This is a genomic window from Pseudomonadota bacterium (genome assembly GCA_016719885.1).
Classification (GTDB): domain Bacteria; phylum Pseudomonadota; class Gammaproteobacteria.
The window spans coordinates 258,894-285,253 of the sequence record JADJYF010000001.1 but is presented as its reverse complement, the minus strand read 5'-3'; the positions used below and the strand labels follow the sequence as shown (position 1 = coordinate 285,253).

The following is a 26,360-nucleotide window of genomic DNA, read 5'->3' as shown; positions in this document are numbered from 1 at the left end:
CTCATGAAAGGCATCGTCACACTGATCGCGTCAAGCCTGTGGGCCGTCCCGGCGGGAGCCGAGGACAGCGCCTGGCTGTTGGGAGACTGGGGCGGACAGCGCCAGGCGCTGGCCGATCGCGGCCTCGACATGGAATTCGTTGCCAGCACCGATCTCATGGCGATAGTCGACGGCGGCCGCTCGCGCGGCGTCGAGACACCGGCCAATTTCGACCTGGTGTTCACGCTCGATACGGGCAAGGCCGGGTGGTGGAACAACGGCAGTCTGCAGTTCTACCTGCTCGGCAATACCGGTGGTGATCCGAGTCGGCGCGCGGGTGACATGCAGGTCGCGAGCAACCTCGAAGCGCCCGACACCTTCAAGTTGTTCGAGGCCTACTACGAGCATCGCTTTCTGGACGACAGGCTCGGCATCGCGGTTGGACTGCACGACGCCAACGCCGACTTCTACGTGACTGAGCACAGCGGCATATTCCTGAACAGTTCGCTCGGCGTCGGCCCCGAACTCGCGCAGGTGGGTCCGTCGATTTTCCCGACCACTTCACCGGGCGTGCGGCTGCGTCTGAACTGGACGCCGAACACCTACCTGCTGGCCGCCATCTACGATGGCGTGGCCGGTGACCCCAACGACCCTTACGGCACCCACATCAGCTTCGACCACGGCGATGGCGTGTTCGTGATTGCCGAGGCCGGCCTGCTCGGCAGCGAATCGCGGTACTTCAAAGTCGGTGTCGGCGGCTGGCATCACACTGCCAACATCGACGACCTCGATGGTCGACCGCAGGACGACAACTCGGGTATCTACGCGATTGGCGAAACCGATTTGTGGCGCGACGAAGATGGGCGCGGCGTCGGCGTGTTCACCCAGTTGGGCTTCGCCGACGGCGACAACAACCAGATTGCCACCTATGTCGGCGGCGGCGTGAGCTGGACCGGTCCCTTGCCGCAACGCCCGCGCGACGTCGCCGGTCTCGCCGTCGCCCATGCCCGTAACGGCGACCACTTTCGTCGCGTGAACGTCGGGCTCGAGCGCGCCGAAACGACGCTCGAGGCGAGCTATCTCATCACGCCCAAGCCGTGGCTGACGGTACAGCCCGACCTGCAGTACATCATCGACCCCGGCACCGACAGCGGCATCGACAATGCCCTGGTGCTGGGTCTGCGCCTGCAGGTGACCCTCTAGCGGCGACTAGCGGCTGCTCGCAAGCCACTCGACCTGCAGGCGATCCTGTGCCTGTGGCGCGACGTCGAGGACAGTGTTCAGGTAGACATCCCGCGCGCTGTGGCGCGCGAGCTGCGCAGGGCCGACGAAGCGTCGTTTCTCGTCCCGCACACTGCCATCGGCAGCCAGCAGGGCAATGCGCAGCTGGCGCGGCGCAAGCAGAGAATTGGTCAGGCTGCGCGATATGCGGGTGGTGACGCTCGCGCCCTTGTCCGCCGCGACGAGCTGTGAAGACACCACGCGCAGCGGATAGCCCTGATCAGCGGCGTGGCTGGAGATGGCGGCCAACGTCAACGCCAATCCCAGCGCACACAGGCCTTGTTTGCCCGGCTTCGACTTCATTTTGCTTGTTCTCCCAGGTTGCCAGCGAGCTCCTACCCTCCCCGGTCCTCAAGGCCATGATTGACGAGCCACGCCGACGCCTGCAAGCGCCCGCCGCCTCTGCGCCTAAAGTTTTACATTCAGCGGCCGCCGACGCGCGTCCGGCGAGCGAATCGAGCGAATGCGTGGCCCGCGAGCGTTGTCGCGGCGGCGTACTTCCGCCATCCTGAGGCGCAATAGTCATGCCCGGAGTCCGCGATGCCTGTGCTCGATACCATCGCCCTGCGCCGCGTCGACGCGGTGCTGAATTACCTTGCGCCCGATACCAACCATCCCGGCGTCGACATGCTGGCGGCGACCGGCGCGCCGCCGCCGGTGATGTGCAAGGTCACGGTTCCCATCCATGACCTGCGCGACGCCGAGCTCCAACCCAGTCTCGATGACAACGGCTTCGCTTACCTCGATGCCGCCACGGCCACGCGGGATTTTTTCGATCACCATGCCGTCAGCGAACTGTATTTCGCCGAGTGCGCCGCGTTGGTGGCAAGTGCCACCGGCGCGCGCCATGTGCATGCCTTCGATTACAACCTGCGCGACAAGTCCCTCGCCCGCCAGGCCAACAGCGGCGTCAGCGAACCGGTGCGTTTCGTGCACAACGACTACACCGAGAAATCCGCACCCCAGCGCGTACGGGACCTGTTCCCGCACGGCGCGCCGGGCACGGGGCGCTTTGCCTTCATCAACCTGTGGCGGCCAATAGGTCATGCCGCGCTCGACATTCCGCTGGCCGTGTGTGACGCCGCGAGCCTGGCCAGCGACGACCTGGTGCCCACCGACCTGCGCTATGCCGAAAGGACCGGCGAGGTGTACAGCGCGCGTTTCAGCCCCGGCCATCGCTGGTATTACCGCTCGGGGTTGCGGCCGGATGAAGCGCTGCTGCTCAAGTGCTTCGACTCCGACCACGATGTGCCGGCGCGCTATACCGCCCATTGCGCGTTTCACGATCCAGGCGCGCCGCCCGGTGCGCCGCCCCGTCGCAGCATCGAGGTGCGCACCATCGCGTTCTTTGGTTGAGTCCAGCGGCGCTCAACCCTACATTCCGTGCGGTTGACGCTCAGCGCGCCGCTACGTCTACTACCCGGCTCAACGCAAACACTGTCGGCGCCAAGCCGGGGAGATCTTTTTATGCACGTTGGAATGGCCGCGATATTCCAGAATCCGGGACGCGACAGCGGCGTCAGCGATTACGCCATTTATCAGCAGGACATGCGTCTTGCGCTCAGCGCCGAAAGCCTGGGCTTCGAATCGGTGTGGGGTGTCGAACATCACTTCACCGACTACACCATGACTCCCGATGTCACCCAGTTCCTGTCATTCGTCGGCGGCCAGTGCAAGAAGGTCAAGCTCGGCACCATGGTCATCGTGCTGCCGTGGAACGATCCGATGCGCGTCGCCGAAAAGGTCGCGATGCTCGATTGCATGTCCGACGGCCGCACCCTGCTCGGCATCGGCCGCGGTCTCGGCCGCGTCGAGTTCGAAGGCTTCCGCGTGCCGATGGGCGAATCGCGCGAGCGCTTCGTCGAATGCGCCGAAACCATCCTGCAGGGCCTCGAACAGGGCTATTGCGAATACGACGGCCAGTTCATCAAGCAGCCGAAAGCGCGGATCCGCCCCGAGCCGTTCCGTTCGTTCAAGAACCGCACCTATGCCGCCGCGGTGTCGCCGGAGTCCTCACTGATCATGGCGCGACTCGGCCTCGGTATCCTGGTGATTCCGCAGAAGCCCTGGGAAGAACATGCCAAGGAACTGAAGGACTACGCCGACGTGTTCCGCCAGGCCCAGGGCGTGGCTCCGCCGCGGCCCTACGTGGCCGGTTGGGTGGCCTGCGACAAGGATGCCGGTCGCGCCGAGGACATGGCGCGCAAGTACATCGGCGGCTACTGGCAATCGGTGGTCAAGCATTACGAAATGGGCGGCAGCCACTTCGAACAGACCAAGGGCTACGAGTACTACAAGCGCATGACCGACACCATCGGCAGCCAGGGCATCGATGCCGTCACCGAGTTCTTCATGAATCTGCAGGTGTGGGGCACGCCGGACCAGTGCCTGGACAAGATCAAGGACATCCACTCGCGCACCGACTGCTGCGGCTTCACCGGCGTGTTCAGCTACGCGGGCATGTCGGAAGCCGTCGCGCGCAACAACATGGAATTGTTCGCCAAGGAAGTGGTGCCGGACCTGAAGAAGCTCGGCCACCGGCCGTTGTTCGATAGCGAGGTCGATGGCGCACCGGCGTTCGCGGCGGCCGCCACCAAGGCGGCCTGAGATCTTGCGCATCGCGCCCACCCGCGCCGGGCGGGACGCGTATTCGCAAATGGAAAGGGCGGCCTAGGCCGCCCTTTCCGATCCGGGACAACGTTTCAGGCTTTCGCCATCAACCCGCCATCTTGAGCTGCGGCGCTGCCGGGTGCAGGCTGGCCTGTGCACTCGGGCGCGCGCTCATGCGTGCATACCAGGCGGACAGGTTCTTCAATTCCGGTTCGAGCGGCTGGCCGACGTCCTTGGCGAAATCCACGCAGGCGAACAGCACGATGTCCGCCAGCGAGATCTTGCTGCCGGCGATGAAGTCGCGGCCGGCGATGAGACCGTCCAACCATTCACGCCCGGCCTTGCCCTTGGCTTTCAGGCCCGCCGCCGATTCCGGCAGGCACAGCATGCGATTACGGAAGATCTCGATGCCTTCGGCGAAGCGGAAACCGTTGTACATGTACTCGGTGATATTGAGTTCCACGCGACGCACCCACATACGGGTGTTGGCGCGTTCGGCGGCGGTCGTGCCGATCAAGGCCGGGGTCGGCTGCTGCTCTTCGAGGTATTCGCAAATAGTCACGGTCTCGGCAATCACGGAGCCGTCATCGAGTTCCAGCGCGGGCGTCTGGCCCGCCGGGTTCTTGTTCAGGTACGGCGCCTGACGATTGGCGCCCGCCAGCAGGTCGAGATCTTCGCTGGCGATGTTCATGCCCTTTTCGGCCATGAACATGCGCACCAGACGCGGGTTCGGTCCGAAGGAATTCAAAAGTTTCATGTAATCCTCTCCTCGCTTTTCAAGAGTCACAATGGCTCGGCATGCATGCCATCGATATGGAACCGACGTTATAGGTGGCTGGGCCTGGAGCGTCAATCGACCCCGCCTGCCGGCCCGTCGTGATCTTTTCCCCGCCAGTTCAGGCACCAATCAGTTTTCGGCACGCATCCTTCGCCCCGCTTTACATTTCGGTTGGTGCGACGCACCATGCGCCGCCCTGGGCACCCGGTCCGGATCGCGATGGGCGCCTTGGTCGACGCCGCCGGATCGTAAAGCGATGGGTTAGAAGATGTTGACTATTGATTGATTTAAAAAAGCTTTACGCTTACCATCGGTCAACACGATGGTTCCCACGGTGAACCAAGATGATGAGTAGATTCCGCGCTTTCCTGCTGGTCCTGGCCATGACTCCACTGGCCGCTCCCGCCTCGGACGTGGCCGCCACCCATGGCAACTGCGCCCCCAACGCCCATGAGACGCCGATAGCCACCGAGACCGGTTCGGTCGGCATCATCAAGAACCTCGCCGAGGACCCCAGTTCCATACGCGCAATTGCCGGCCGGCTGCTGAACGATGCGCTGATGGCCGACAGCAAGAACCCCAATGCCGAATGCGATACCGCCTGTGCCCGGCGCGCCAATTCACAGATCGTGTACCGGGTAGCGCCGACCGCCTATCTCGCCGATGAACAGCAGCTCGACGTGTGCCGCAAATTCGAAAACGAGACCACCAGCCACCCGTTGACCTTCAACCAGCGCGAATTCCGCAGCGTCGACGAAATGAACGAGTGGATCATGGCCTTCTCGCAAGGGCGCGGCGAAGACGGCAGGCTGCTTTACGAACTGTGCTCATCCAACTGCAGTCCGCGCTACACCTTCCTCATCGCCGAGCAGAATGCCGGCTACGCGGTGCGCACCGAGGTTCTGTGCGGCCTCGCGCGCGACCGCAGCAACGACGTCTACCGCGTATCGACCGCCGTGCGACGCACCTGCGCCGTCAATTGACGGCCACCCTGACCCGGACCGCGATTAATTCATGAGTCACGCCGTTTCCCGCCATGCGGTCGCGCGCGTCTGCGCGTGGCCGGCCCTGGTGACGAGCTGTTGCGCCATCCTGGCCTATGGCTTCGCCCAGGGTCGACCAACGCTGTATTTCAACCTGTCCTACGCATGGATGGTCGGCTGGCTGTTCTGGCTGGAGCAACGCCTGCCCTATCGCAGCGATTGGCGTCGCCCGGACGGGCAACTCTTCCAGGACCTCGCCCACACTGTCTTGAACAAAGGCCTCGTGCAGTTGTTGATCGTGACGCTGGCCGGGCGCGGCCTGCTCGATCATCGCAGCAGCGGCTTCCTGAGCACGGCGCCACTGCCGCTGCAGGTGGTGTGCGGATTGATCGGCTCCGAGTTCGGCCTCTACTGGGCGCACCGGCTCAAGCACGAATGGCCAAGCCTGTGGCGCTTCCACGCCGTGCATCACAGCGTGCGCAAGCTGTGGTTGGTCAACACCGGCCGCTTCCACTTCGTCGATTCACTGCTGGCGGTGGCGGCCAGCCTGCCGTTCTTCCTGCTGAGCGGCATGAGCATGGATGCCATCATCTGGGTCAGCGCCATCACGGCCTACATCGGCATTTTGACCCATTGCAACGTGGCGATGGACTGCGGCGTACTGAGCCAGGTGTTCAACACGCCCACCCTGCATCGCTGGCACCATGCGCGCGACAGCGCCATCGGCAACAGCAATTACGGCGAAAACCTCGTGCTGTGGGACCAACTGCTCGGCACCTACTGGAATCGTCCGGGCGAAGAGGTGGGCAACATCGGCATCGAAGAACACATGCCTGAGGGTTTCGTGCAACAGCTCGCCGTGCCCTTCGTCTGGCGCCGCCACCAGGCGGCCCACCGTTCAGCGGCCGGCGAGACCGGCTGACCAGCGCAGCCGCAGCCACCACCATCCCAGCCAACCCGCGGCGCGCACCATGCGCGTGGTGCCGCGCCAGCCCAAGGCCAGGGCGATCATGCCCACCAAGGTGCGCACATGAGGCAATGCATACATCGACATGGCGAGGCGCTGGTACTCGGCGCCGCAGCGGGCGCGATCGTAGACAGCGCCGGACGCCCGCGCCTCGACCGCGCTGTGGTAGGCAAAGGCCAGTTCGTCGTCGTCGGTTTCCCCCACCCGGCCGAGCGCGACGCGCAGTCGCGCCCAGCGGCTGAAGCCGCCGTCCTGGGCGTAACGCGACAGGTGTTGATGGAACAGGCGGTAATGTTGCGCCTCGTCCTGGGCGATGCGATGACAAATCTGGCGCAGGACCGGCTCGCGCGCGCGGTCGCGCAGCGCCGAGTAGTAGGAGCAGGTGCCGGACTCGACAACGCAGCGCGCCAGCAGCTCGCCCGCACGGGAGCCCCGGATCGATTGTGCGCTGTCGACCGGGATGCGGTAGCCGGCGCGGAAATGCGCCAGGCTCGCGGCGAAATCGAATTGCGGGTCGGCCATCTGCGCCCAGCGCCCCAGCGCCGCGCCGTGCTGCGCCTCCTCCTCGCCCCAGCGCGAGGCCGCGTCCTTGAAGGCCGCGTCGTCGCCGAACACGTTGTGGAGGTAGCGCACGTAGTCAGCACTGTTGGCTTCCACCACCGACGCGGTCTTGACCGCCGCCAGCAGGCTTGGGTCGACCAGCGCGGGCTGAAAGTCCGACCATGCAATGTCATCGAGTTTCCATGGTCTCAGCATGGCAGACCCCGTGAGAGGTCTTTCGGCAAGGCAAGGACGTCACCGGGCGCCCCGCCGGGGTTGGCTTTGGGTATCATGAGCGCCCACGCGACGGGCATGCGCCGGCCGAGCACGCGGTCATCGGAAATCGGTTGGAGCATCGGTCATGTCGTGGTCACTTAATTTCGTGCGTAGTGTAACAATGTTCGGCAAATCCGCCGCCGCCCGCTGAGCGGCTCACCGTCTGATGTCCAGCCCTTCCGACAAGCAACGCGTCCGTCCGCACTTCACCCTCGGCCCCTACCTGCCCGCCGGCCTCGGTCCGCTACGCGGCGCGGTGACCAAGCTGCTCGACCGCGGACTCGGCCTGACCGGACTCAACGCGGTCTATCACGCCATCCCGCCCGATCTCGATCCCCACACCTTCGCACGCTGCACGCTGGACGGTTTCGGCGTCGAAGTGCGGGTCGACGACGGCTCGCTCGACAACATTCCCGCCAGCGGTCCATGCATCGTGGTCGCCAACCATCCTCACGGTGGCCTGGACGGCGTGGCGATGGTCGAGGTGTTGATGCGCAGGCGACCCGATCTGCGCGTGATGGCCAACTACCTGTTGGACAACTTCATCGAGCTGGCGCCGATCTTCATCGGCGTCGATCCGTTCGGCGGTCGCGACTCGGCTCGTTCGAATTTCAGCGCCGTGCGGCGCGCGCTGGCGTGGCTGCGCAGCGGCGGCGTGTTGTTCATGTTCCCGGGCGGCGAGGTGTCGAGCTTCAATCCGCGCACCCGTGTGCTCAGCGACCCGCCGTGGGACGCCGGCATCGGCTGGCTGGTGGAAAAGTCCGGCGCGCCGGTGGTGCCGGCGTTCATCGACGGTCGCAACAGCACGCTGTTCCAGCTCGGCGGCCTCGTGCATCCGCGCGTGCGCACCGCGCTGCTGGTGCGCGAGATGCTCAATCACCGCGGCACGGTCATCAACGTCAAGTGCGGGCGCATGATCGAGGCCGAGACCTTGAGCCTGCTGGAAGATCGCGAAGCGATTGCGCCCTACCTGCAGACCAGCACCTATCTCATCAAGGCGCGCGCCGCGTATCGCAAGCCCGTCAGGCTGACCCGCGTGCGGCCGGCCAACATCCATCGCGAAGCGCTGGCTGCGCCCATCGCCGCCGAATTGCTGGCCGACGAAATCGCCAGGCTCGGCGATGACCAGCGACTGGTCAGCAGCAACAATCTCGAAGTGTGGGTGGCGCAGGCCGAGCAGATCCCGTGGCTGCTGCAGGAAATCGGCCGCCTGCGCGAGGTGACGTTCCGCCAGGTCGGAGAAGGCACCGGCCGCAGCGTCGATCTCGACCTGTTCGACAGCTACTACCTGCATCTTTTCGTGTGGGACAGGGCCCATCATTGCGTGGTCGGCGGCTATCGGCTGGGCCAGGCCGATCGCATCCTGTCGAGCTACGGCGCGCGCGGTCTGTACGTGCGCACGCTGTTCCGCCTCGAGCGGCCACTCGAAGCGGAACTGCATTCGGCCTTGGAAGTGGGCCGCTCGTTCGTGCGGCCGGAGCACCAGCGCAATTACTCATCCCTGATGCTGCTGTGGAAAGGCATCGGCGCCTACGTCGCCCGCCATCCGCGTTACCGCGTGCTGTTCGGACCGGTCAGCATCAGCAATGACTACCACCCGGTGTCGCAACAGTTGATGGTGCGCTTTCTGCAGCGCAACCGCATGGAGCCCGAGCGCGCCAGCCTGGTCAAACCGCGACAGCCGTTTCCGCGCGGCGATCGCACCGCGACCCTGGTCGATTTGAATGTGAGCGACCTGCGCATCATCGCGACCCTGCTCAGCACCGTCGAGGAGCAGGATGTGGGTATCCCGGTGCTGCTGCGCCAGTACCTCAAGCTCAACGGTCGCATTCTCGGTTTCAACGTCGACCCGGAATTCAACAACGCCATCGACTGCCTGCTGTGGGTGGACCTGGCGCAGACCGAACCGACCCTGCTGCGCAAATACATGGGCGCCCAGGCAGCCGAAAACTTCCTCGCCCACCACCGGGACGACGCCGAACAGGGTGCCGCGGTCATCCGCCGCTAGGCCTGCGTCACCCCGCCGCCGCGCCCCTGTTTCGGGCGCGCGCGATTTCGTATAGTCAGGCACCACCTCAACCGCGAGCGGAGAACAGCCATGCGCGTCAATCACAATTCGGACATGAAGAAGCACCACCTGCCCGGCCTGGAACACCAGACCCTGGCCGGTGGTCGTGACGGACTCGGCACGATGGAAGTGTGGCGCCAGACCATTGCCGCCGGCGCGGCGACGCCAGTGCATCGCCACGATTGCGAAGAAGTGATCATCTGCATGAAGGGCGCGGCGGTGTGCCATTACAACGGCGCCGAATACCACTTCAAGGAAGACGAGACGCTGGTCATCCCGGCCGGCGTGACCCACCAGATCTGCAATGCCGGGGATGGCGATCTGCATATCATCGCGACCTTGGCCATGGCGCCGGTGCGGGTCGAAACGGCCGAGCGCCAGCACATGGCGCTGCCCTGGGACGGGAACAACGCGTGAGCATGACGCCCGCCTTGGGCTTCGTGCCGGGCGCGCCGCGCATCGCCTACGAAGCGGCGGGCAGCGGCGCAACGCTGGTGTGCCTGCACGGCATCGGCGGCAACCGCCGCAACTGGCACGCCCAGTTGCGCGCGCTGGCCGACGTGTGCCGTGTGGTGGCCTGGGACGCGCGCGGCTACGGCGACAGCGATGACTACGAAGGCCCGCTCGCCTTCACCGATTTTGCCGCGGACCTGTTGCGCCTGCTGGACCATCTCGGGGTCGAGCGCGCGCACCTGTGCGGCCTGTCGATGGGCGGACGCATCGCACTCGATTTCTACGAGCGCCACGCCGGGCGCGTGCAGAGTCTGATCCTGGTCGACACGTTTCCGGGCTTCGATGCCTCCTTCACCCAGGAAGGTCGCGAACGCTTCGTGCGTGAGCGCCGTCAGCCGCTGATTGAGGGCAAGGAACCACGGGACATCGCACCGGCGGTCGCGCGCACGCTGGTTTCGCCCAAGGCCGACGCAGCCGTCGTGCAGCAGCTCATCGACAGCATATCGATGCTGCATAAGGCCTCGTACATCAAGACCATCGAAGCGATGACCATGTACCAGCCGGTGACCGACGTCGGCATCATCGACGTGCCGGTGCAGATCATCGTCGGCGCCGACGACAAGCTCACGCCGCCGGCCATCTCTCGCAAGATGGCGGACGGCATACGCGACGCGCGCCTGCTGGAGCTGCCGGACACCGGCCATCTCAGCAACATCGAAGCACCCGACGCCTTCAATGCCTGCGTGCGCGATTTCCTCAAGACCCTGAACTAGGCCAAGCCGAGTTCAGTACGGGGGCACAAAGCCCCTTTTTCATGCGCGCCGGTCACGCGCCGCGCGACGTTCGACGGGCCGGCCGATCCCTGCCGCGAACGGCTACAGCTTGCGCATGGTTTTGACCGTGAGCGGGAAGCGGACGTCGCGCGTTGTCGTGTCGCCCCACGCGGCGCGCACCTCACGGGCAAAGCCGGGCAGCGGGTCGCCATCGCGCAGCTTGCGGTACCGGGCCACCGCCGACCAGGTACCGACGTAGGCCAGCAGGTGTTCGACGTTCCAGTGCACCACCATCGGAAAACTGCAGGTCTCGAGTTCGTCGAACGGGAACTCGATGTCGCCATAGGCCTGCTCGACCATGCGCCGCTGTGGCGGCCAGTAGGGCCCTACCACTTCGCGATTGAAATGCCGTAACAGCGCGTCGATGTCAGGCGTGACCGAGAACAGGTGATAGGTCCACGCGGCGAGCACGCCGCGCGGGCGGAGCACGCGGCGCGCCTCGGCGAAGAATTCAGGCAGGCGAAACCAGTGCAAGGCCTGCGCGACGGTGATGAGGTCGACACTGTCATTGGCCAGCGGCACGCGCTCGGCGCTGGCCACGCACAGACACAGCGTATCGGCGCGGCGGGCCTCGGCGAGTTGCGCCGCGCTCGCGTCACTCGCCATCACTGTCGAGAAATACCGGGTGAGCGGCAGCGCGGCCTGGGCGTTGCCGGTGGCGCAATCCCACGCCAGCGCATGACCGGGGGCGAGCCACGCCAGGTGCTCGAACAGGGCGACCGGGTAGTCGGGGCGAAACTGGCCGTAAGCCGCCGCCAGCTGTGAAAAATGATCGGGGAAGGACGTCCCGCTCACGAAGCCTCGGCCAGCGCGGCATTGACGGCCACACCCTGGCTGTCGACGTCGATACGATTGCGGCCATGGGTCTTGGCCGCGTACAGGGCGCGGTCGGCGCGCCGCAACAAGGCCTCGGTATCGAGGTCGTCGAGACTGTCGCCGTAGGTCAAACCGATGGAAACCGTCAGCCGGCCGTTCTCGCCACTCACATGCGGGGTGTCCAGGCGGCGCACGCCTTCGATGATCGACTCGGCGATCACCAGCGCGTCATGACTGTTGACGCCCGACGAGACCACGCAGAATTCTTCACCGCCATAGCGGAATACCAGGTCACTGGCGCGCCGCGCCGAGCCGCGGATGACATCCGCCACTTGCTTGAGCGCGCGGTCTCCCGCGATGTGACCGTAGTTATCGTTGTATTTCTTGAAGTGATCGATGTCGATCATGTACACCGCCAAGGGTTCGCCGGCACGGCGTGCGCGGTTGAACATGTTCACGAACAGTTCCTCGAACAACTGCCGATTGTAAGTCTTGGTCAGGGAATCGGTGTGGGACAGGCGGCTGATGGTACGGATATTGGTCTCGTTGGCGCGCGTGAACACGTACATGCCGTAAGCCAGGCTCGGGTAGGCGAGCAGCAGGATGGCCACCGACAGCGGTTCGTAGGCGTGACGCCGCACATAGAACAGCGCCACCAGCCCCAACAGGTGCAGGCACACCCAGGCCGTACCACGGCGACTGCCGGCGATCAGATAGGCAAGCATCGGCACCAGCATCTGCCAGGGTTTGTTGTCGATGAACTCGCTGCCATAGGCGATGCCCGCCCAGGTCACCAGCACCGTCATGCCGATGAAACCGTGCGCACAGCACGCGTGCGCGACGTGCCGCACGTTGTGCAGGTAGCAGAACACCGTGGTCAAAACGAAAAACACGCAGCACGAAATGGTCAGACCGTTGAGGCCGATCACCCAGTAGGCCGGCAGCACGAACACCGCCAGGGCGGTCGCGATGTACAGGAAGCGCGACAGCACGAGGCCGCGGAACTCCGCTATTTTCGCTTCGCCGGGATCGTCATTCGCGGGCACTGGGGATTGAGACATCGTAAACGTATCGCTGAAACCTGGCGCCGGGTTCATCCATGCTGCAAACATCGCGGCCGGCGCAGGCCGCGATGCGTACCTTACGGTGAGCGCGTTCCCGCGCCCACCGACCAATTCCCTTAAATGCGCGCTTGGCGCAAATGTTCACAGTCCCGGCGCGCCATGCGCTCGCTGCGGCGCGCCGCCCGCGTCGTGCCGGGCATGGCACAATGGCCGCGCCGCCAACGCCGAGCCGACCGCTTCAACACCGCCATGCCCGCATGAAGTCGCCGCCGCCCTTCGTCTCCACCCCCGTCGAGGTACTGGTTGAAGTGCCGCGCGGAAGCTTCATCAAGCGTGACGCGCACGGCGCCTTCGAGTTCCTGTCGCCGCTGCCCTGCCCCTTCAACTACGGCTCACTGCCCGCTCTGCCCGCCGCCGACGGCGATGCGCAGGACGCGGTGCTGCTCGGCCCGCGCCGTGCAGCCGGGCAACGTGTGCACGTGCCGGTGCGTGCGGTGGTCGGCTTCCTCGACGCCGGCCAGCCGGACGACAAGCTCATCTGCGCCGAGCGCGCCCTGAGCCCCACCGACCAGCGTCGGGTGCTGGCCTTTTTCAGGTTCTACGCGCTGTGCAAACGCCTGCTCAATGTCGCGCGCGGCCGCCACGGCGCGACCTGCTGCCTGGGGTGGGGCGAAGTGGGCGACCGTCTCGCGCGCCTGCCGCCGCCGTAGCGCGACAATCCAAAGTCAATCATCGGGGCTCTCGAGCCCGAGGCGCAGATGCCATTCGGCTATCGCTTCGAGCGGATATTCGTCGAAGCGCTTGTCGCGCTTGCCGGTCACGAGCGGCACCCAGGACGCTTTCGAGCCGAGCATGAGATGCGTGCGTTCCGGCGCCGCCGGCAGCTCGCTGTCGATGGCCGACGCGAACGGATGGATCAACTCCGGCCAGCGCGGATCCCACACCCACAGCGCGCTACCGCACTCCGTGCAGAAATGACGCTCGGCGGGGCTGCGCCTGGCGCGCGCTCCGTCGGCCGCCGGCATCATCGCGCGATAGACCTTGACGAACTTCCGCCCGCGCACCTTGAGGCTGTCGCTGTCACCGCCGAGGTTGATGGCATAGCCGCCACCGCCGGCGGTCTTGCGGCAAATCGAGCAATAGCACAGGTTGAAAGGATAGGGATGGCGCGACGACAGGCTGAATTTCACCTTGCCACAGTGACAGGAACCTTCAAGACGCATGACGTGAGCCTCCGTGTTCGAAATGAATGACGCCGCCGGGTTTCATGCAAGACTCATCGCGACAGCGCGCGCATGAAGGTGGCACGGTCGGCATTGCCGCCCGACAGCACGATGGCCACCCGCCGGCCGCGCATCCGCTCGCGCTCCTTGCACAGCGCGGCGAGCGGCGCGGCGCCCGCGCCTTCAGCGAGATTGTGGGTGGCGGAAAACAGCAGCGCCATCGCCGCCAACACCTCGTCGTCGGTGACGCGCACGATGCGCGCCACGCCGCCGCGCAGGTAATCGAGCGCGCTGGCCGAGGGTACGCGCACCGCCATGCCGTCGGCCAGGGTGTCGGCGCTCGCGGTGGCCACCAGTTCGCCGCGTTCGAACGATTGCGCATAGGCATCGGCATGGGCCGACACCACGCCCACCACTTCGGTGGCGAGCCCCAAGGCGTTGCGCGCGGCCAGCGTGCCGGCGATACCCGAGCCGAGACCAATCGGCACGTACACGGTGTCGAGATCCGGCAACGCGCGCAGCAGTTCGTAGGCATAGGTGCCGACCCCCTGCACCAGCAGCGCATGGTAGGACGGCATCGCGTACAGCCCACGGCGCGCGGCCAGCGCCGCGGCGTGGTCAAGCGCGGCATTGAAGTCCTCACCGTGCTCGATCAATTCCGCGCCGAGGGCGCGCATGGCGCGGTTCTTGTCGACGTTGTTGCCGCGCGGCACCACCACCACCGCCTCGAGGCCCTGGCGCCGTGCCGCGAAGGCGATGCTCTGGCCGTGATTACCGCGCGTGGCCGCCACCACGCCACGCACCTCCGGCAAAGCCTCGTGCAGCTGCTGCATGAACCACACGCCGCCGCGCACCTTGAACGCGCCAGTGGGCAGATGGTTCTCGTGCTTCACCCATACCTCGCAGCCACAGGCCTCGGACAGCAAAGGCCAGTGCAATTGCGGGGTCGGCATCAGCGTGGCGTAGATCTCCTGCGCGGCACGCGCGAAATCGGCGGCGCCCAGTGGCTGGCCCAGCAAAGAGCGTTCCGGCAGCGTGGTCGCGTTCATGTCTTCAGGTGGTGCGCCGACTCGGCGCGCGCGGCGAGTTCACGGCCCTGGCGCTCGACGACCTTGGCCAGGCGGTCAGGCGCGAAGCCCAGCCTCTGCAGCGCCGGCGCGGTGTTGGCGACTTCGTGATAGCTCAGCAACAGGCCATCACGCAACTGGCACACCGACACGCCTTCGAACAGCGTGCGACGCCCTTCGGCGCCCGCGATGAGCCCGTCGTAACTGAACACGTAGCGCGCGTAGCCGACGCGCCCGTCGCTCACGGGCGAGTGCAGGTCCCAGAGGTAGTTGCGGCCGTCGCGATGGAATCGTTCGTGGACCAGGGTGGGAATGTCGGGCTTGGCGAACGCGCCGTAAAAGGCGTCATGATAAATGCCATCGTCGTTGAAGCAGGACGCGGCCTCGGCGCCGTCGCCACGCACGATGGCCTGCGTGAGCCGCACGATCAGATCGGCAAATTCCATCGCTCCCTCCTCGTCTTGATGCACGTCATGTTGCCGTCATCGCGCGCCGAAAGAAATGGCTATTCCCTTGCCGGCGCGTTGTTATAGTCTTAGCCGGTGGGCGCGTCCGCGACGCACCCAGCACGCAGCGTGACGCAAGCAGCAAGCGGCCTGCGTCGGCGCGACCAGTGCACCCTGGCCGCGCGGCATCCGATGCCGGTCGCAATGGCCCGTGCCGGACCACATCATTCAAGGGGAGACATTCATGGCGCAAGCACTGTCCGTCGAGGATCTGCTCGACGCGTATCGCACGATGAAGACCATCCGCGAATTCGAGGACCGCGTCCACGTCGAATTCGCCAAGGGCGGTATTCCGGGCTTCGTACACCTGTATGCCGGCGAAGAGGCCTCGGCCACCGGCGTCGGCATGCATCTGCGTGACGACGATCGCCTGGCCAGCAACCATCGCGGCCACGGCCACTGCATCGCCAAGGGCGTGGAAGTGAAAGGCATGATGGCGGAGATCTACGGCAAACGCACCGGCACCTGTCGCGGCAAGGGTGGCTCGATGCACATCGCCGATCTCGACACCGGCATGATGGGCGCCAACGGCATCGTCGGCGGTGGACCGCCGCTGGTGTGCGGCGCCGCGCTGGCGGCCAAACGCCGTGGCAAGGGCGGCCTCGCGGTCGCCTTCTGCGGCGACGGCGCCTCCAACCAGGGCACGGTGTTCGAAGCGATGAATCTCGCCACGGTATGGAAACTGCCGGTGGTGTTCGTGTTCGAGAACAACGGCTACGCCGAGGCCACCGACAGCCGCTTCTCGGTGTCGTGCAAGGACATCGCCCAGCGCGCCATCGGCTTCGGCATGCCCGGCCGCATCGTCGACGGCCATGATTTCTTCGCCGTGCACGAAGCGTTTGCCGAGGCCGCCGAACGCGCGCGCAGCGGCGGCGGCCCATCGCTCATCGAACACAAGCTCGATCGCTTCTTCGGCCATTTCGAAGGCGACAACCAGAAATACCGCCCGGCCGGCGAAGTCGCGCGCCTGCGCGAGGAGACCTGCTGCATCAAGCGCTTCGCGCGCAAGGTCACCGGCGAACACGGCATCACCGCGCAGCAGCTGTCGGCCATCGACGATGAAGTCGCGCGGCTCATCGACGAGGCCGTGGCCTTCGCCGAAACGTCCCCCGAACCCGAAGCGTCGGATCTCCTGACCGACGTCTACATCAAGTACTGAGGAGATGGTCCGTGGCTAGAAAAATCACTTATCAGCAGGCCATCAACGAAGCCATCGATCAGGAAATGGCGCGCGACGAGAACATTGTCCTGATGGGCGAGGACGTCGTCGGTGGCTCCGGTTCCGACGGCGAAATGGACGCCTGGGGCGGCGTGCTCGGCGTCACCAAGGGCCTGTACGGCAAGTACGGCGACCGCATCATGGACACCCCGATCAGCGAATCGGGTTTCGTCGGTGCGGCGGTGGGCGCGGCGGCCTCGGGCCTGCGCCCGATCTGCGAACTGATGTTCATCGATTTCATGGGCGTGTGCTTCGACCAGATCTTCAACCAGGCCGCCAAGTTCCGCTACATGTTCGGCGGCAAGGCCGAGACCCCGGTCGTGATCCGCACCATGTACGGCGCGGGCTTCCGCGCCGCCGCGCAGCATTCGCAATGCCTGTACCCGCTGTTCACGCACATTCCGGGCCTGAAGGTGGTGCTGCCGTCCTCGCCCTACGACGTCAAGGGCCTGCTCATCCAGGCCATCCGCGACAACGACCCGGTGATCTTCTGCGAGCACAAGGTGCTCTACACCATGGAAGGCGATGTGCCGGAAGAGTCCTACACGATTCCGTTTGGCGAAGCCAACATCGTGCGCGAAGGTGACGACGTCACCATCGTGGCCTTCGGACGCATGGTCAACCAGGCCATGAAGGCCGCGACGGTGCTGGCCAAGGAGGGCATCAGCTGCGAGATCATCGACCCGCGCACCACTTCGCCGCTCGATGAAGACTCGATCTTAGAGTCCGTCGAGAACACCGGCCGCCTGGTGGTGGTGGACGAGGCCTCGCCGCGCTGTGGCATGGCCGCCGACATCTCGGCGCTGGTCGCGCGCAAGGGTTTCAGTTCGCTGAAGGCGCCCATCGAGGTCGTGACCCCGCCCCATACGCCGGTACCGTTCGCCGGCAAGCTCGAGGATCTCTACGTGCCCAATCCCGACAAGATTGCCGCGGCCGTGCGCGCCACCGCGGGGTACAAGGCATGAGCAATCCCAACATCGTGCCGATCACCATGCCCAAGTGGGGCCTGTCCATGCAGGAAGGCAAGGTGGTCGAGTGGTTGGCCGAGGAAGGCGCGCTGCTGAAGCTCGGCGACCAGGTGCTGGACATCGAGACCGAGAAAATCGCCAACACCTTCGAAGCGCTGGACGCCGGCACCCTGCGCCGCATCGTCGCACAGCCCGACGAGGTGCTGCCGATAGGCGCGCTGCTCGGCGTGCTGGCGCCGGCCGAGGTGTCCGACGCCGAAATCGATGAATACATCACCGAGTTCCAGAAGAACTACGTGCCGCCCGCGCCCGAGGAAGGCGAAGGCGGCGACGGCTTCCAGTTCGTCGAGGCCGGTGGCTACAAGCTGCGGTATTCGAAGATGGGCGACGCCGAGCGCGTCATCATCCTCTTGCACGGCTTCGGCGGCGATGCGGCCGGCTGGCTGTTCAACCAGGGCGCGCTGGCGGCCAATGCCACCGTCTATGCCCTGGACCTGCCCGGCCACGGCCAGTCGAGCAAGGCGCTCAGCGACAGTTCGGTCGAGCACCTGGCCGCGACCGTGGTCGCCTTCATGGACGCCTTGCAGATTGCCAAGGCTGAATTGGTCGGTCATTCGCTGGGTGGCGCGATCGCGCTCAAGGCGGCCATCGATCATCCGAACCGCATCAGCGCGCTGGCCTTGATCGGCTCGGCCGGCCTCGGCGCGGAAATCAATGCCGACTACATCAACGGCTTCATCGCCGCCGAGTCGCGCAAGGAAATCAAACCGCTGCTCGAACAACTGGTGGCCGATGCCAATCTCATCAACCGCACCCTCATCAACGACATCCTGCAATTCAAACGCATCGATGGCGTGACCGAGGCTTTGACGGCGATCGCCAAGGGCTTCCAGGACGGCAGCCGGCAGACCGTCAACCTGCGCGCCAACCTCGAAGGCCTGGACATCCCGATCAAGGTCATCTGGGGGTCGAAGGACGCCATCATCCCGGCCAGCCATGCCAGTGGCCTGCCGGGCAAGGTGTCGGTGACGGTACTCGATGGCTTCGGCCATCTCGTGCAGCTCGAAGCCGCCGCCGAGGTCAACAAGCTGTTGGCTTGAGCAATGTCCCGCGGGCGCGAGCCGTCGCGCCCGCGGGCAAGTCTTTTACAGCCGCCCTTCCAGGATCAGGTTGAACGGCGTCGCCATCGCCTTGCGGAAGCGCGCGTAGCCCGCCTCTTCGAACAGCTTGCGCAAGCGCGCCTCGCCCGCCTGCGCGCCGAGGGCCAGCGCGACCGGCTCCGACAAGGAATGGGCGCAACAGAGCGTCGTCGAGCTCGAGTAGAACAGTCGACTGACGGGATTGATGTTCTCTTCCAGGCTGTCGCCCGCCGCCGGTTCGACCAACATCACCGTGCCACCGGGCGCCAGCGCCTGCGCGGCGTGACGCAGCGCGCCCACCGGGTCGCCCATGTCATGCAGGCAATCGAAGAAGCAGATCAAATCGAAGCCGCGCTCGACGAACGTGGTGGACTTGGCCACTTCGAAGCTCACCCTGTTATCGAGACCCGCCGCGACCGCGTTGCGACGCGCCGCCTCGACCGAAGCCGGGTGCACGTCGATGCCGTGGAAACTCGAATTCGGATACGCCTCGGCCATCAGCAGCGACGAGTGACCGTGACCGGTGCCGATGTCCGCGACCCGCGCGCCGGCTTCGAGCTTGGCCACCACGCCGTCCAGGGCCGGCAGCCACTGCGGCACCAGTGAACCGCGGTAGGAATTGCGAAAGAACGCCGCCACGCCGCAGAACAGGCGCGGGTGATGATCGCCCCAGGCAAAACCTTCGCCGGTTCTGAAGACTTGGGCGGAGCGCTCTTCGTCCATCCACATCGAGGCCGCCACTTCCCACGCCGCGGGGAAATAGCAGGGGCTGTTTTCATCGGCCAGCACCATGGCCTGCTCCGGCGTCATCTCGTAGGTCTGGTCTTGCGGGTGATAGACCAGGTATTCCGAAGCCACCTGGCTGGCCAGCCACTCGCGTACATAACGCTCGGCGCAGCCGGCGCGTCGGGCGAGTTCCGCCGACGTCAGGCGGCCGGCGCCGGCCATCGCCTTGTACAGGCCGAGGCGGCGTCCCAGGCTGACCATCACACCGCTGGCGTCGGCCGCGAGATCGCCGAAGGCGCGACCGGCGAGTTGATTGAGACGATCCGGATCGACTGACATGGCGTGCTTCCCCGTGCGTTGAGTAGCAACGAGTGTAGGAAAAGCCCGCGCCTCCAAGCAGTCCCGTTTGTAGCTTTATTGTTGCCCGCTGGTTGGGGCGCGTTTCATGGCGGCAGGCGTAGGCGCTCGAGCTCACCGAGACGCGGCGCAAGGTCTGCGGCGCTCGCGGCGTCGGCATTCCAGTCGGGGCGCAACACCGAGACCGTGATGTAGCCGCGCGCGAACCATCCCGTATCGGCGTCGAGTTCCAGTTCACCCTCGGTGTCAACGGCAAGGGTGCTGCGCACCCGGCCTGCCTCGCTTGCCGGCGGGTAGGCCATGCGAAAGCCGCCGTGCCGACCGAGCGGCGCCAGGCGCACGCCCCGGACCTGGTCGGCCGGCCGCGCCGGCACGTTGAGGTTGAGCACGGTATTGGCGGGCAACAGCGGGCCGCCCCCGGCGGCCTGCGCCAGCCGTTGCAGCACGCGGGCGACGAATTCCGCGGCCAGCGGATAGGCGGCCACCGTGCTCGGGAACGGCGTCGGCTGCGCCTTGGCCTCGGCCAGATCGAGGCCTACCGAGACCGCGATGGCCGGCACGCCGAGTTGTACCGCCATGACCGCCGCGCCGACCGTACCGGAACTGACCACGTTGGCGCCGAGGTTCTGGCCGAGATTGGTGCCCGACACCACGATGTCCGGCCGCTGTGTCGCGAACACCTGCGTCAGTCCATAGGCCGCGCTGTCGGCCGGACTGCCGTCCACCGACCAGGTGCGGCGCCCGTGATCCTCGACCGCGATCTCGCCGAGCGTGAGGCGTACGCCGCTGCCGCTCTGCTGGGCGAGCGGCGCAACCACCGTGACCTCGAAACCGGCCCGTTCGAGCGCCGCGCGCAGGGCCACGAGGCCGGCCGCCTGGTAGCCGTCATCGTTGGTCAGCATCACGCGCAGGCGCGCGGGGTCGGCCGCGGCCGGCCCGCACACGATACTTGCCAGCAGGCACAAGGCCGCCGCTGTCCACCTGCCTCCGAACCGTTGCATGCCTGTCCCCCGTGATGATTTTCCATGCATGCCGCGGCTTGATCTTTTTCAAGGTCCGCGCGGCGCGCATGGTTAGAATGCCACGGACTCATGACACGGGGAGGACTTACCATGGACTCATCAGCCAAGCTCGGCATCGATCATCAACGACTCGCGCGCCTGCCGGCCCGCATCGAGGCGGATATCGCCGCCGGCCGCTACAACGGCGCGGCGCTGTGCGTCAGCCGCCGAGGCGTGGTCGCCTATCGCGGCGTACATGGCTACGCGGATCGCGCCAACGGGCGCAAGCTCGACTTCGACGATACCTTCGTGTCGTTCTCCATCGGCAAGCAGTTCACCAACGTCATCGTGCTCAACCGCGTCGAGAGCGGCGCCCTGCATCTCGACATGCAGGTCGGCGACTTGATTCCCGAATTCCGCACGCGCGGCATGCGCGGCATCAAGCTGTGGCACTTGTTGACGCATACCAGCGGCATCCAGTCGACCATCCCGGCGGTCCCGCTGGAAACCTTGATCGACGTCGGCAAGCTGACGGCCTACGTGGCCAGCCAGCGGCCCGAAACGCGCCCGGGCGAGCGCGTCAACTACTCGATCATCGCCGCCCATGCGGTGCTGGCCGAGATGGTCAAGCGCGCCGAGGGCAGCCGCCGCAGCTTCACCCAGATCCTCAACCAGGACCTGTTCGCGCCGCTCAAGATGAAGAACACCGCCATGGGCCCGCGCGACGACCTCGTGGCGCGCCTGTGCCCGGTGTCGACCTGTTATACCGAGGCCGGCATGTTCGCGCCGGAAGACGTGCTGGGGGTGGGCCAGGTGGTGACGATGCCGGGCGCCGAGATCCCTGCCGGCGGTTACATCACCAGCATCGACGACCTGCACCGTTTCGCGCTGATGCTGCGCAACGGCGGCGAACTGGACGGCGTGCGCCTGCTGTCGCCGCGCACGCTGGCCTACTGCACCAAGAATTTCACCGGCGACAAGCCGAACGCCCTGTTCGACTACGCCGCCGACACCCGCGGCTGGGAGCCGTGGCCGGCCAATATCGGGCTGGGTTTCTTCGTGCGCGGCGAAGGCGTGCTGCCGGGCCCGATGAGCAATTTCTCCAGCCCCAAGAGCTTCTGCGGTTGGGGCGCGGGCTCCACCTGCTTCTGGGTCGACCCGGAGCTCGACCTGACTTTCGCGTTCCTCTCCACCGGCCTCATGGAAGAGACCTACCACATTGAACGCCTGCAACGCCTGGCCGACCTGGTGGTGACTTCGCTCATCGACTGAGGGCCGGAATCGTCGCGCCGCCCTGCTGCACTGCGGCAACGGGCGGCGCGCGACAGTGGTCGGTGAAATGGCGTTAAATCGCTCTTTCGCCAATGAAAAAACTCGAAAGGGGAATGTCGTCGGGGCCCGCTTTACCGGGTAGACTACCGGCGTTTGCTTTCGCCGTTTCCGGTTTCCAGGGGAGTCATCGTGGATTTCACATATAACGACAAGAGTCGCCAGCTACTCGAGCAGGTGCGCGCCTTCATGAAGGAGCACGTCTACCCGATCGAAGAAGAGATTTACACCTTCAACCACGATCCCAAGAATCTGTGGGTGGTGCCGCCGCAGATCGAGGAACTGAAGAAAATCGCCAAGGCGCAAGGCCTGTGGAACCTGTTCCTGCCGCACGAATACCATGAGTACAGCCCCGGCCTGACCAATCTCGAATACGCGCCGTTGGCCGAGGAAATGGGCCGCGTGCACTGGGCCTCGGAAGTCTTCAACTGCAGCGCGCCCGACACCGGCAACATGGAAGTGCTGGCGCGTTATGGCACGCCGGAACAGAAAAAGCGCTGGCTCGAACCGCTGCTGGCCGGCGAGATCCGCTCCTCATACCTCATGACCGAACCGCAGGTTGCGTCGTCCGACGCCACCAACGTCGAAACCTCCATCAAGCGTGACGGTGACGAGTACGTCATCAACGGCCGCAAGTGGTGGAGCTCCTGCGTGTTCGACCCGCGCAACAAGATTTACATCCTGATGGGCAAGACCGACCCGGGCGCCGCACGCCACGTGCAGCAGTCCATGGTGTTGGTGCCGGCCGGCACGCCGGGCTTCGAGATCGTGCGCCCGCTGCGCGTGCTGAACGACATGCACTCGCCCCACGGTCACGGCGAAGTGCGCATGACCAATATGCGCGTGCCGGTGGCGAACCTCTTGCTCGGCGAAGGCCGCGGCTTCGAAATCGCGCAGGGCCGGCTCGGGCCGGGCCGTATCCACCATTGCATGCGCCTGATCGGCTGCGCCCAGCGCGCCCTCGACATCATGTGCGCACGCGTCGAGAGCCGCGTGGCTTTCGGCAAGAAATTGTCGGAGCAGTCAAGCATCCGGCAAGACATCGCGAAATCGCGTTGTGAAGTCGAGCAGGCTCGCCTGCTCACGCTGTGGGCCGCCGATCGTCTCGATCGGGAAGGCAACAAGGTGGCCAAGGATGCCATCGCGATGATAAAAATCATCGTGCCGCAGATGTGCCAGACCATCGCCGACCGGGCGATGCAGGCCCATGGCGGCATGGGTGTATGCCAGGATACTGTGCTTCCGGAAATATTCTCCTACGCGCGTTCGGTGCGTCTGGCGGATGGCCCCGACGAAGTCCACATGTCTCAGCTTGGGAAACTGACCATTCAGCAGACGCTGGCGGGTTGAACGAGGCTCGCCTGAAGCAGGTTGACTCCGCCGCCGCGCGCGGCGCGCATTCGCTCACAAGGCAGATTGCGCGCCGGCACTCGGCAGGCCATTCGGGGAAGGCGGCGCAGCCGTCGAGTGAATGGTCGGTCGAGAAGGATGGTGGGGCGCCTGGCGACTGGCGTCATCACATCACATTAGATAATCACTACCATCGGGAGAGTTTCATTCCATGAGATTCCGAATCGCCAAATGGATCATGACCCATCGCTTCGGCGTGGGCATGGCCTTCATTATCGTGACGCTGGCCTTCATGAGCCAGTTTCCGAAAGTCGAAATTCGCACCATCTACAACGACTTCCTGCCGACCAACGAGGAATTCGTCAAGGTCTTCTTCGCGCATCGCAACTTCGGTAATCCGTTGACGATGACGATCATGATCAAGAACAAGAATGGCGACATCTACAATCCCGAGACGCTGGGCAAGGTCTACCAGATGACTCGCGACATCGACTTGGCGCCGAGCATCGACCATGACCAGATCATCTCGATCGCGACGGAAAAGATGCGCTACGCGGAAGCAACCCGCGATGGTATCGACACCAAGCCGCTGATGGAGGCCCATGCGCCGAAGACGGAGGAGGAAATCGCGGAGTTCCGCCGCCGCGTCAACATCTCGTCCGGCGCGCAGACCTTCTACATTTCGGGTGACAGCACCGCGACCCTGCTCAACGCCGCCTTCCTCGACAGCATCGACTACGGCGCGTCGTTCAAGTACGTGCAGGACCTGGTCGAAAAGAACCGCGACGCCAACCACGATATCCATCTCGTCGGCCAGCCCGCGCTGACCGGCTGGGTGTACAAGCTGCAGCACCAGACCTACAAGATCTTCGCCGCCACCATCGGCGTGATGCTGCTGTTGCTGGTGTTCTACATGGGCAACATCGCCGGCACCGTGATGCCGCTGGTGAGCGCGGCGGTCGCCGGTATCTGGGGCTTCGGCACCATCGGCTGGTATGAGCGTCCGATTGAACCGCTGCTGATGATCGTGCCCTTGCTGCTGGTGGCGCGCTCGATTTCGCACTGCATCCAGTACACCGAGCGCTACTACGAAATCCTGCACCATGTGAAGGACAAGGTGCTGGCCGCGGAAATCACCATGGGCATCATGATGGCGCCCTCGATTCTCGGCATCTTCACCGACGTGTTCGGCATCATCTTCATCGCCATCGCGCCGATCACGACCATGATCAACCATTCGATCTTCTGCGGTTGGTGGGCGTTCTGGATCATCCCGACCGGCGTGTTCCTGGCCTCGATCCTGCTGTCCTACCTGCCGGCGCCGAAGAACCTGGAAGAAATCGTCGGCGGCGAAGACAAGGAATCGGCCTTCCATCGCTGGCAGACCAAGCTGCTCGAGGGCATCGCGCATATCACCTACGGCAACGCGGCGCGGGGCACGGCCGTGGTGGTGGTCGTGGCCGCCATCATCTCCATCTACCTGACCTCGCAGATCAAGGTCGGCAACCCGGTCGAGGGCACCAACCTGCTGTGGAATGATTCGGAGTTCAACACCGGCACGCGCGCCATCAATGCGCACTTCCCCGGCACCAACACGCTGGAAATCGTGCTCGAGGCGAAGAGCCGCAAGAACGATCACCGCGTGGTGAATACGCCGGAAGTGGTGAAGGTGGCGACCGAACTGCAGCGCACGCTGGAGGCCGATCCGAACCTGCCGCCGCGCGCGACGCTGTCGTTCTCGGACTACATGCGCGACATCAACCGGCTGTTCGCCGGCGGTAACCCCAAGTGGATGCCGCTTGACCCGACCGACGAAGCCATTTCGGCGGCCGGCTTCGCGGCGCTGATGGGTTCCAACGCCATCAACTTCAGCCACGTCGCCGACTTCGAATTCCAGAATTCGACGGTCTCGGCGTGGTTCCGCGACAACAAGCAGGAGACCGTGGACTCGGCGCTCGCGTCCGCTTTCGCGGCAGGCGCGAAGGTCGGCCTCGACCATCCGGAGTTCAAGGTGCGTATCGCCACCGGCGTGATCGCGCTGCAGCAGGCCATGAACAACGTGGTGCACAAGTACCACTGGCTGATCCTGGGCTGCGTGAACATCGGCGTGTTCTTCCTCGCCTGGTACGCCTACCGCTCGGTCGTGGCGGCGTTCCTGCTGCTGGTGCCGGTGAACCTGTCGAACTTCATGCTGATGGCGGCGATGCACGTGCTCGGCATCGGCCTCGACATCAACGCCGCGATCGTGGCGGTGATGGGCGTCGGCGTCGGTATCGACTACGGCATCTACCTGTTGTCACGTATCTGCGAGGAATACATCGCCCAGGAACAGGACTTGAAGAAAGCCATCTTCGCGTCCCTGACCACCACCGGTAAGGCGATCATGTTCACCGCGTCCATCATGCTGCTGGCCATCATGCCCTGGTACTTCCTGTCGGATCTGAAGTTCATGGCCGACATGGGCGTGCTGCTGGTCGCCATCATGCTGATCAACATGGTGCTGTCGCTGGTCGTGCTACCGCTGGAAGTATGGTTCGTGAACCCGAACTTCCTGCGTCGCACCGACCTGTTGGTCGGCGAAAGCGTGGACTTGTCGCAGTTCATGGACAAGGTCGACGAGACCGCCGTCGCCTGAGCGCTGCGTTGCCTGCCACGGCGCAAGGCCGTGGCAGGGTCGGCAACCCCACGCCCCCGGGCGTGGGGTCCACTCTCCTCCCTGCCCCTCCTCTCCCCTCACTCGATCATGCGCGACGTTCGCGCCGCCGGTCTCCGCGCCAAGCTAGCCGGGCCAGCACTGTCCCAGCCTCAAGCACTACGTGAATTGTTG

At 65.1% G+C, this 26,360-nt stretch carries 25 protein-coding genes; 15 read left to right on the top strand and 10 right to left on the bottom strand.

Annotated features, from left to right (window positions below):
- The first annotated feature begins 3 nt into the window (after positions 1-3).
- The gene (locus tag IPM80_01295; GenBank protein MBK8957078.1) at positions 4-1,182 is read left to right on the top strand and encodes a carbohydrate porin; all 1,179 of its coding nucleotides are present in this window, start codon (positions 4-6) and stop codon (positions 1,180-1,182) included.
- Positions 1,183-1,188: 6 nt separating this feature from the next.
- Here IPM80_01295 and IPM80_01290 read toward each other — a convergent pair whose 3' ends face one another.
- Positions 1,189-1,509, bottom strand: a complete 321-nt coding sequence (locus tag IPM80_01290; protein ID MBK8957077.1) for a hypothetical protein — start codon at positions 1,507-1,509, stop codon at positions 1,189-1,191.
- Positions 1,510-1,800: 291 nt separating this feature from the next.
- Between IPM80_01290 and IPM80_01285 the strand changes: the two genes are divergently transcribed.
- Together IPM80_01285 and IPM80_01280 are read left to right on the top strand one after the other, a co-directional pair.
- Positions 1,801-2,616: a methyltransferase gene (locus IPM80_01285; protein MBK8957076.1), complete on the top strand. Its 816-nt coding sequence runs from the start codon at positions 1,801-1,803 to the stop codon at positions 2,614-2,616.
- A 111-nt stretch (positions 2,617-2,727) separates the two neighbouring features.
- The gene (locus IPM80_01280) at positions 2,728-3,867 is read left to right on the top strand and encodes an LLM class flavin-dependent oxidoreductase (GenBank protein MBK8957075.1); all 1,140 of its coding nucleotides are present in this window, start codon (positions 2,728-2,730) and stop codon (positions 3,865-3,867) included.
- A 109-nt stretch (positions 3,868-3,976) separates the two neighbouring features.
- Here the strand turns inward: IPM80_01280 and IPM80_01275 are convergent, their stop codons facing one another.
- Positions 3,977-4,627 (bottom strand): glutathione S-transferase family protein, encoded by a 651-nt coding sequence (locus tag IPM80_01275; protein MBK8957074.1) that lies wholly within the window; start codon positions 4,625-4,627, stop codon positions 3,977-3,979.
- Between the two features lie 365 nt (positions 4,628-4,992).
- On the opposite strand from IPM80_01275, the gene IPM80_01270 reads away from it, so the two are divergent.
- Together IPM80_01270 and IPM80_01265 are read left to right on the top strand one after the other, a co-directional pair.
- Positions 4,993-5,631: a hypothetical protein gene (locus IPM80_01270; GenBank protein MBK8957073.1), complete on the top strand. Its 639-nt coding sequence runs from the start codon at positions 4,993-4,995 to the stop codon at positions 5,629-5,631.
- Between the two features lie 31 nt (positions 5,632-5,662).
- Positions 5,663-6,553 (top strand): sterol desaturase family protein, encoded by an 891-nt coding sequence (locus tag IPM80_01265; protein MBK8957072.1) that lies wholly within the window; start codon positions 5,663-5,665, stop codon positions 6,551-6,553.
- Here the strand turns inward: IPM80_01265 and IPM80_01260 are convergent.
- Positions 6,530-7,354 carry a ferritin-like domain-containing protein gene (locus IPM80_01260; protein ID MBK8957071.1) on the bottom strand — a complete coding sequence of 275 codons (825 nt, stop codon included), beginning with the start codon at positions 7,352-7,354 and terminating at the stop codon, positions 6,530-6,532. The two genes, IPM80_01265 and IPM80_01260, sit on opposite strands and share 24 nt — an antisense overlap.
- 226 nt (positions 7,355-7,580) lie before the next feature.
- Here IPM80_01260 and IPM80_01255 point away from each other — a divergent pair, with 226 nt between their 5' ends.
- The 3 genes from IPM80_01255 (at position 7,581) to IPM80_01245 (ending at position 10,708) form a co-directional block, all read left to right on the top strand.
- Positions 7,581-9,422 (top strand): lysophospholipid acyltransferase family protein, encoded by a 1,842-nt coding sequence (locus IPM80_01255; GenBank protein MBK8957070.1) that lies wholly within the window; start codon positions 7,581-7,583, stop codon positions 9,420-9,422.
- Positions 9,423-9,512: 90 nt separating this feature from the next.
- The gene (locus IPM80_01250; GenBank protein MBK8957069.1) at positions 9,513-9,899 is read left to right on the top strand and encodes a cupin domain-containing protein; all 387 of its coding nucleotides are present in this window, start codon (positions 9,513-9,515) and stop codon (positions 9,897-9,899) included.
- Entirely contained in the window at positions 9,896-10,708 is an 813-nt protein-coding gene (locus IPM80_01245; protein ID MBK8957068.1) for an alpha/beta fold hydrolase, read from the top strand. The genes IPM80_01250 and IPM80_01245 overlap by 4 nt, the downstream gene beginning before the upstream one ends.
- Before the next feature lie 102 nt (positions 10,709-10,810).
- On the opposite strand, the gene IPM80_01240 is transcribed toward IPM80_01245, so the two are convergent.
- Together IPM80_01240 and IPM80_01235 are read right to left on the bottom strand one after the other, a co-directional pair.
- Positions 10,811-11,563, bottom strand: a complete 753-nt coding sequence (locus tag IPM80_01240) for a class I SAM-dependent methyltransferase (GenBank protein ID MBK8957067.1) — start codon at positions 11,561-11,563, stop codon at positions 10,811-10,813.
- Positions 11,560-12,645, bottom strand: a complete 1,086-nt coding sequence (locus IPM80_01235; protein ID MBK8957066.1) for a GGDEF domain-containing protein — start codon at positions 12,643-12,645, stop codon at positions 11,560-11,562. The genes IPM80_01240 and IPM80_01235 overlap by 4 nt, the downstream gene beginning before the upstream one ends.
- Positions 12,646-12,905: 260 nt before the next feature.
- Between IPM80_01235 and IPM80_01230 the strand changes: the two genes are divergently transcribed.
- Positions 12,906-13,358, top strand: coding sequence for an inorganic diphosphatase (locus IPM80_01230; GenBank protein ID MBK8957065.1), 453 nt, complete (start codon positions 12,906-12,908; stop codon positions 13,356-13,358).
- A gap of 15 nt (positions 13,359-13,373) precedes the next feature.
- Here IPM80_01230 and IPM80_01225 read toward each other — a convergent pair whose 3' ends face one another.
- Genes IPM80_01225 through IPM80_01215 form a run of 3 tightly spaced genes read right to left on the bottom strand, consistent with a single transcriptional unit; the run spans position 13,374 to position 15,384 of the window.
- A complete protein-coding gene (locus IPM80_01225) occupies positions 13,374-13,871 on the bottom strand; it encodes a GFA family protein (GenBank protein MBK8957064.1) in 498 nt (165 codons plus the stop codon).
- A gap of 53 nt (positions 13,872-13,924) precedes the next feature.
- On the bottom strand, positions 13,925-14,920 hold the full coding sequence (locus tag IPM80_01220) for a threonine dehydratase (protein MBK8957063.1): 996 nt from the start codon (positions 14,918-14,920) through the stop codon (positions 13,925-13,927).
- The gene (locus IPM80_01215; protein MBK8957062.1) at positions 14,917-15,384 is read right to left on the bottom strand and encodes a nuclear transport factor 2 family protein; all 468 of its coding nucleotides are present in this window, start codon (positions 15,382-15,384) and stop codon (positions 14,917-14,919) included. Before IPM80_01215 ends, IPM80_01220 begins: the two co-directional genes overlap by 4 nt.
- Positions 15,385-15,628: 244 nt before the next feature.
- On the opposite strand from IPM80_01215, the gene IPM80_01210 reads away from it, so the two are divergent.
- The 3 genes from IPM80_01210 to IPM80_01200 are packed head-to-tail and all read left to right on the top strand — an operon-like array spanning position 15,629 to position 18,731.
- Positions 15,629-16,603 (top strand): thiamine pyrophosphate-dependent dehydrogenase E1 component subunit alpha, encoded by a 975-nt coding sequence (locus IPM80_01210; protein ID MBK8957061.1) that lies wholly within the window; start codon positions 15,629-15,631, stop codon positions 16,601-16,603.
- An 11-nt stretch (positions 16,604-16,614) separates the two neighbouring features.
- On the top strand, positions 16,615-17,628 hold the full coding sequence (locus IPM80_01205) for an alpha-ketoacid dehydrogenase subunit beta (protein ID MBK8957060.1): 1,014 nt from the start codon (positions 16,615-16,617) through the stop codon (positions 17,626-17,628).
- Entirely contained in the window at positions 17,625-18,731 is a 1,107-nt protein-coding gene (locus IPM80_01200) for an acetoin dehydrogenase dihydrolipoyllysine-residue acetyltransferase subunit (GenBank protein ID MBK8957059.1), read from the top strand. The genes IPM80_01205 and IPM80_01200 overlap by 4 nt, the downstream gene beginning before the upstream one ends.
- A gap of 45 nt (positions 18,732-18,776) precedes the next feature.
- Here IPM80_01200 and IPM80_01195 read toward each other — a convergent pair whose 3' ends face one another.
- Together IPM80_01195 and surE are read right to left on the bottom strand one after the other, a co-directional pair.
- The gene (locus IPM80_01195; protein ID MBK8957058.1) at positions 18,777-19,835 is read right to left on the bottom strand and encodes a class I SAM-dependent methyltransferase; all 1,059 of its coding nucleotides are present in this window, start codon (positions 19,833-19,835) and stop codon (positions 18,777-18,779) included.
- A 104-nt stretch (positions 19,836-19,939) separates the two neighbouring features.
- Positions 19,940-20,854 (bottom strand): 5'/3'-nucleotidase SurE, encoded by a 915-nt coding sequence (gene surE, locus IPM80_01190; GenBank protein MBK8957057.1) that lies wholly within the window; start codon positions 20,852-20,854, stop codon positions 19,940-19,942.
- 111 nt (positions 20,855-20,965) lie between these two features.
- Here surE and IPM80_01185 point away from each other — a divergent pair, with 111 nt between their 5' ends.
- The 3 genes from IPM80_01185 to IPM80_01175 all read left to right on the top strand — a co-directional run bounded on the left by IPM80_01185 (position 20,966) and on the right by IPM80_01175 (position 26,168).
- The gene (locus tag IPM80_01185) at positions 20,966-22,126 is read left to right on the top strand and encodes a beta-lactamase family protein (GenBank protein MBK8957056.1); all 1,161 of its coding nucleotides are present in this window, start codon (positions 20,966-20,968) and stop codon (positions 22,124-22,126) included.
- A 189-nt stretch (positions 22,127-22,315) separates the two neighbouring features.
- Positions 22,316-23,533, top strand: a complete 1,218-nt coding sequence (locus IPM80_01180) for an acyl-CoA dehydrogenase family protein (GenBank protein ID MBK8957055.1) — start codon at positions 22,316-22,318, stop codon at positions 23,531-23,533.
- A gap of 211 nt (positions 23,534-23,744) precedes the next feature.
- Positions 23,745-26,168 carry an MMPL family transporter gene (locus IPM80_01175; protein MBK8957054.1) on the top strand — a complete coding sequence of 808 codons (2,424 nt, stop codon included), beginning with the start codon at positions 23,745-23,747 and terminating at the stop codon, positions 26,166-26,168.
- Positions 26,169-26,360: the final 192 nt, after the last annotated feature.

What these genes read in the sequence shown, in the direction of transcription:
- IPM80_01295 (MBK8957078.1), top strand. Translation starts at nt 4, where the DNA reads ATGAAAGGCATCGTCACACTGATCGCGTCAAGCCTGTGGGCCGTCCCG.
- IPM80_01285 (MBK8957076.1), top strand. Translation starts at nt 1,801, where the DNA reads ATGCCTGTGCTCGATACCATCGCCCTGCGCCGCGTCGACGCGGTGCTG.
- IPM80_01280 (MBK8957075.1), top strand. Translation starts at nt 2,728, where the DNA reads ATGCACGTTGGAATGGCCGCGATATTCCAGAATCCGGGACGCGACAGC.
- IPM80_01275 (MBK8957074.1), bottom strand. Translation starts at nt 4,627, where the DNA reads ATGAAACTTTTGAATTCCTTCGGACCGAACCCGCGTCTGGTGCGCATG.
- IPM80_01270 (MBK8957073.1), top strand. Translation starts at nt 4,993, where the DNA reads ATGATGAGTAGATTCCGCGCTTTCCTGCTGGTCCTGGCCATGACTCCA.
- IPM80_01265 (MBK8957072.1), top strand. Translation starts at nt 5,663, where the DNA reads ATGAGTCACGCCGTTTCCCGCCATGCGGTCGCGCGCGTCTGCGCGTGG.
- IPM80_01260 (MBK8957071.1), bottom strand. Translation starts at nt 7,354, where the DNA reads ATGCTGAGACCATGGAAACTCGATGACATTGCATGGTCGGACTTTCAG.
- IPM80_01255 (MBK8957070.1), top strand. Translation starts at nt 7,581, where the DNA reads ATGTCCAGCCCTTCCGACAAGCAACGCGTCCGTCCGCACTTCACCCTC.
- IPM80_01250 (MBK8957069.1), top strand. Translation starts at nt 9,513, where the DNA reads ATGCGCGTCAATCACAATTCGGACATGAAGAAGCACCACCTGCCCGGC.
- IPM80_01235 (MBK8957066.1), bottom strand. Translation starts at nt 12,645, where the DNA reads ATGTCTCAATCCCCAGTGCCCGCGAATGACGATCCCGGCGAAGCGAAA.
- IPM80_01230 (MBK8957065.1), top strand. Translation starts at nt 12,906, where the DNA reads ATGAAGTCGCCGCCGCCCTTCGTCTCCACCCCCGTCGAGGTACTGGTT.
- IPM80_01225 (MBK8957064.1), bottom strand. Translation starts at nt 13,871, where the DNA reads ATGCGTCTTGAAGGTTCCTGTCACTGTGGCAAGGTGAAATTCAGCCTG.
- IPM80_01220 (MBK8957063.1), bottom strand. Translation starts at nt 14,920, where the DNA reads ATGAACGCGACCACGCTGCCGGAACGCTCTTTGCTGGGCCAGCCACTG.
- IPM80_01215 (MBK8957062.1), bottom strand. Translation starts at nt 15,384, where the DNA reads ATGGAATTTGCCGATCTGATCGTGCGGCTCACGCAGGCCATCGTGCGT.
- IPM80_01210 (MBK8957061.1), top strand. Translation starts at nt 15,629, where the DNA reads ATGGCGCAAGCACTGTCCGTCGAGGATCTGCTCGACGCGTATCGCACG.
- IPM80_01200 (MBK8957059.1), top strand. Translation starts at nt 17,625, where the DNA reads ATGAGCAATCCCAACATCGTGCCGATCACCATGCCCAAGTGGGGCCTG.
- IPM80_01195 (MBK8957058.1), bottom strand. Translation starts at nt 19,835, where the DNA reads ATGTCAGTCGATCCGGATCGTCTCAATCAACTCGCCGGTCGCGCCTTC.
- surE (MBK8957057.1), bottom strand. Translation starts at nt 20,854, where the DNA reads ATGCAACGGTTCGGAGGCAGGTGGACAGCGGCGGCCTTGTGCCTGCTG.
- IPM80_01185 (MBK8957056.1), top strand. Translation starts at nt 20,966, where the DNA reads ATGGACTCATCAGCCAAGCTCGGCATCGATCATCAACGACTCGCGCGC.
- IPM80_01175 (MBK8957054.1), top strand. Translation starts at nt 23,745, where the DNA reads ATGAGATTCCGAATCGCCAAATGGATCATGACCCATCGCTTCGGCGTG.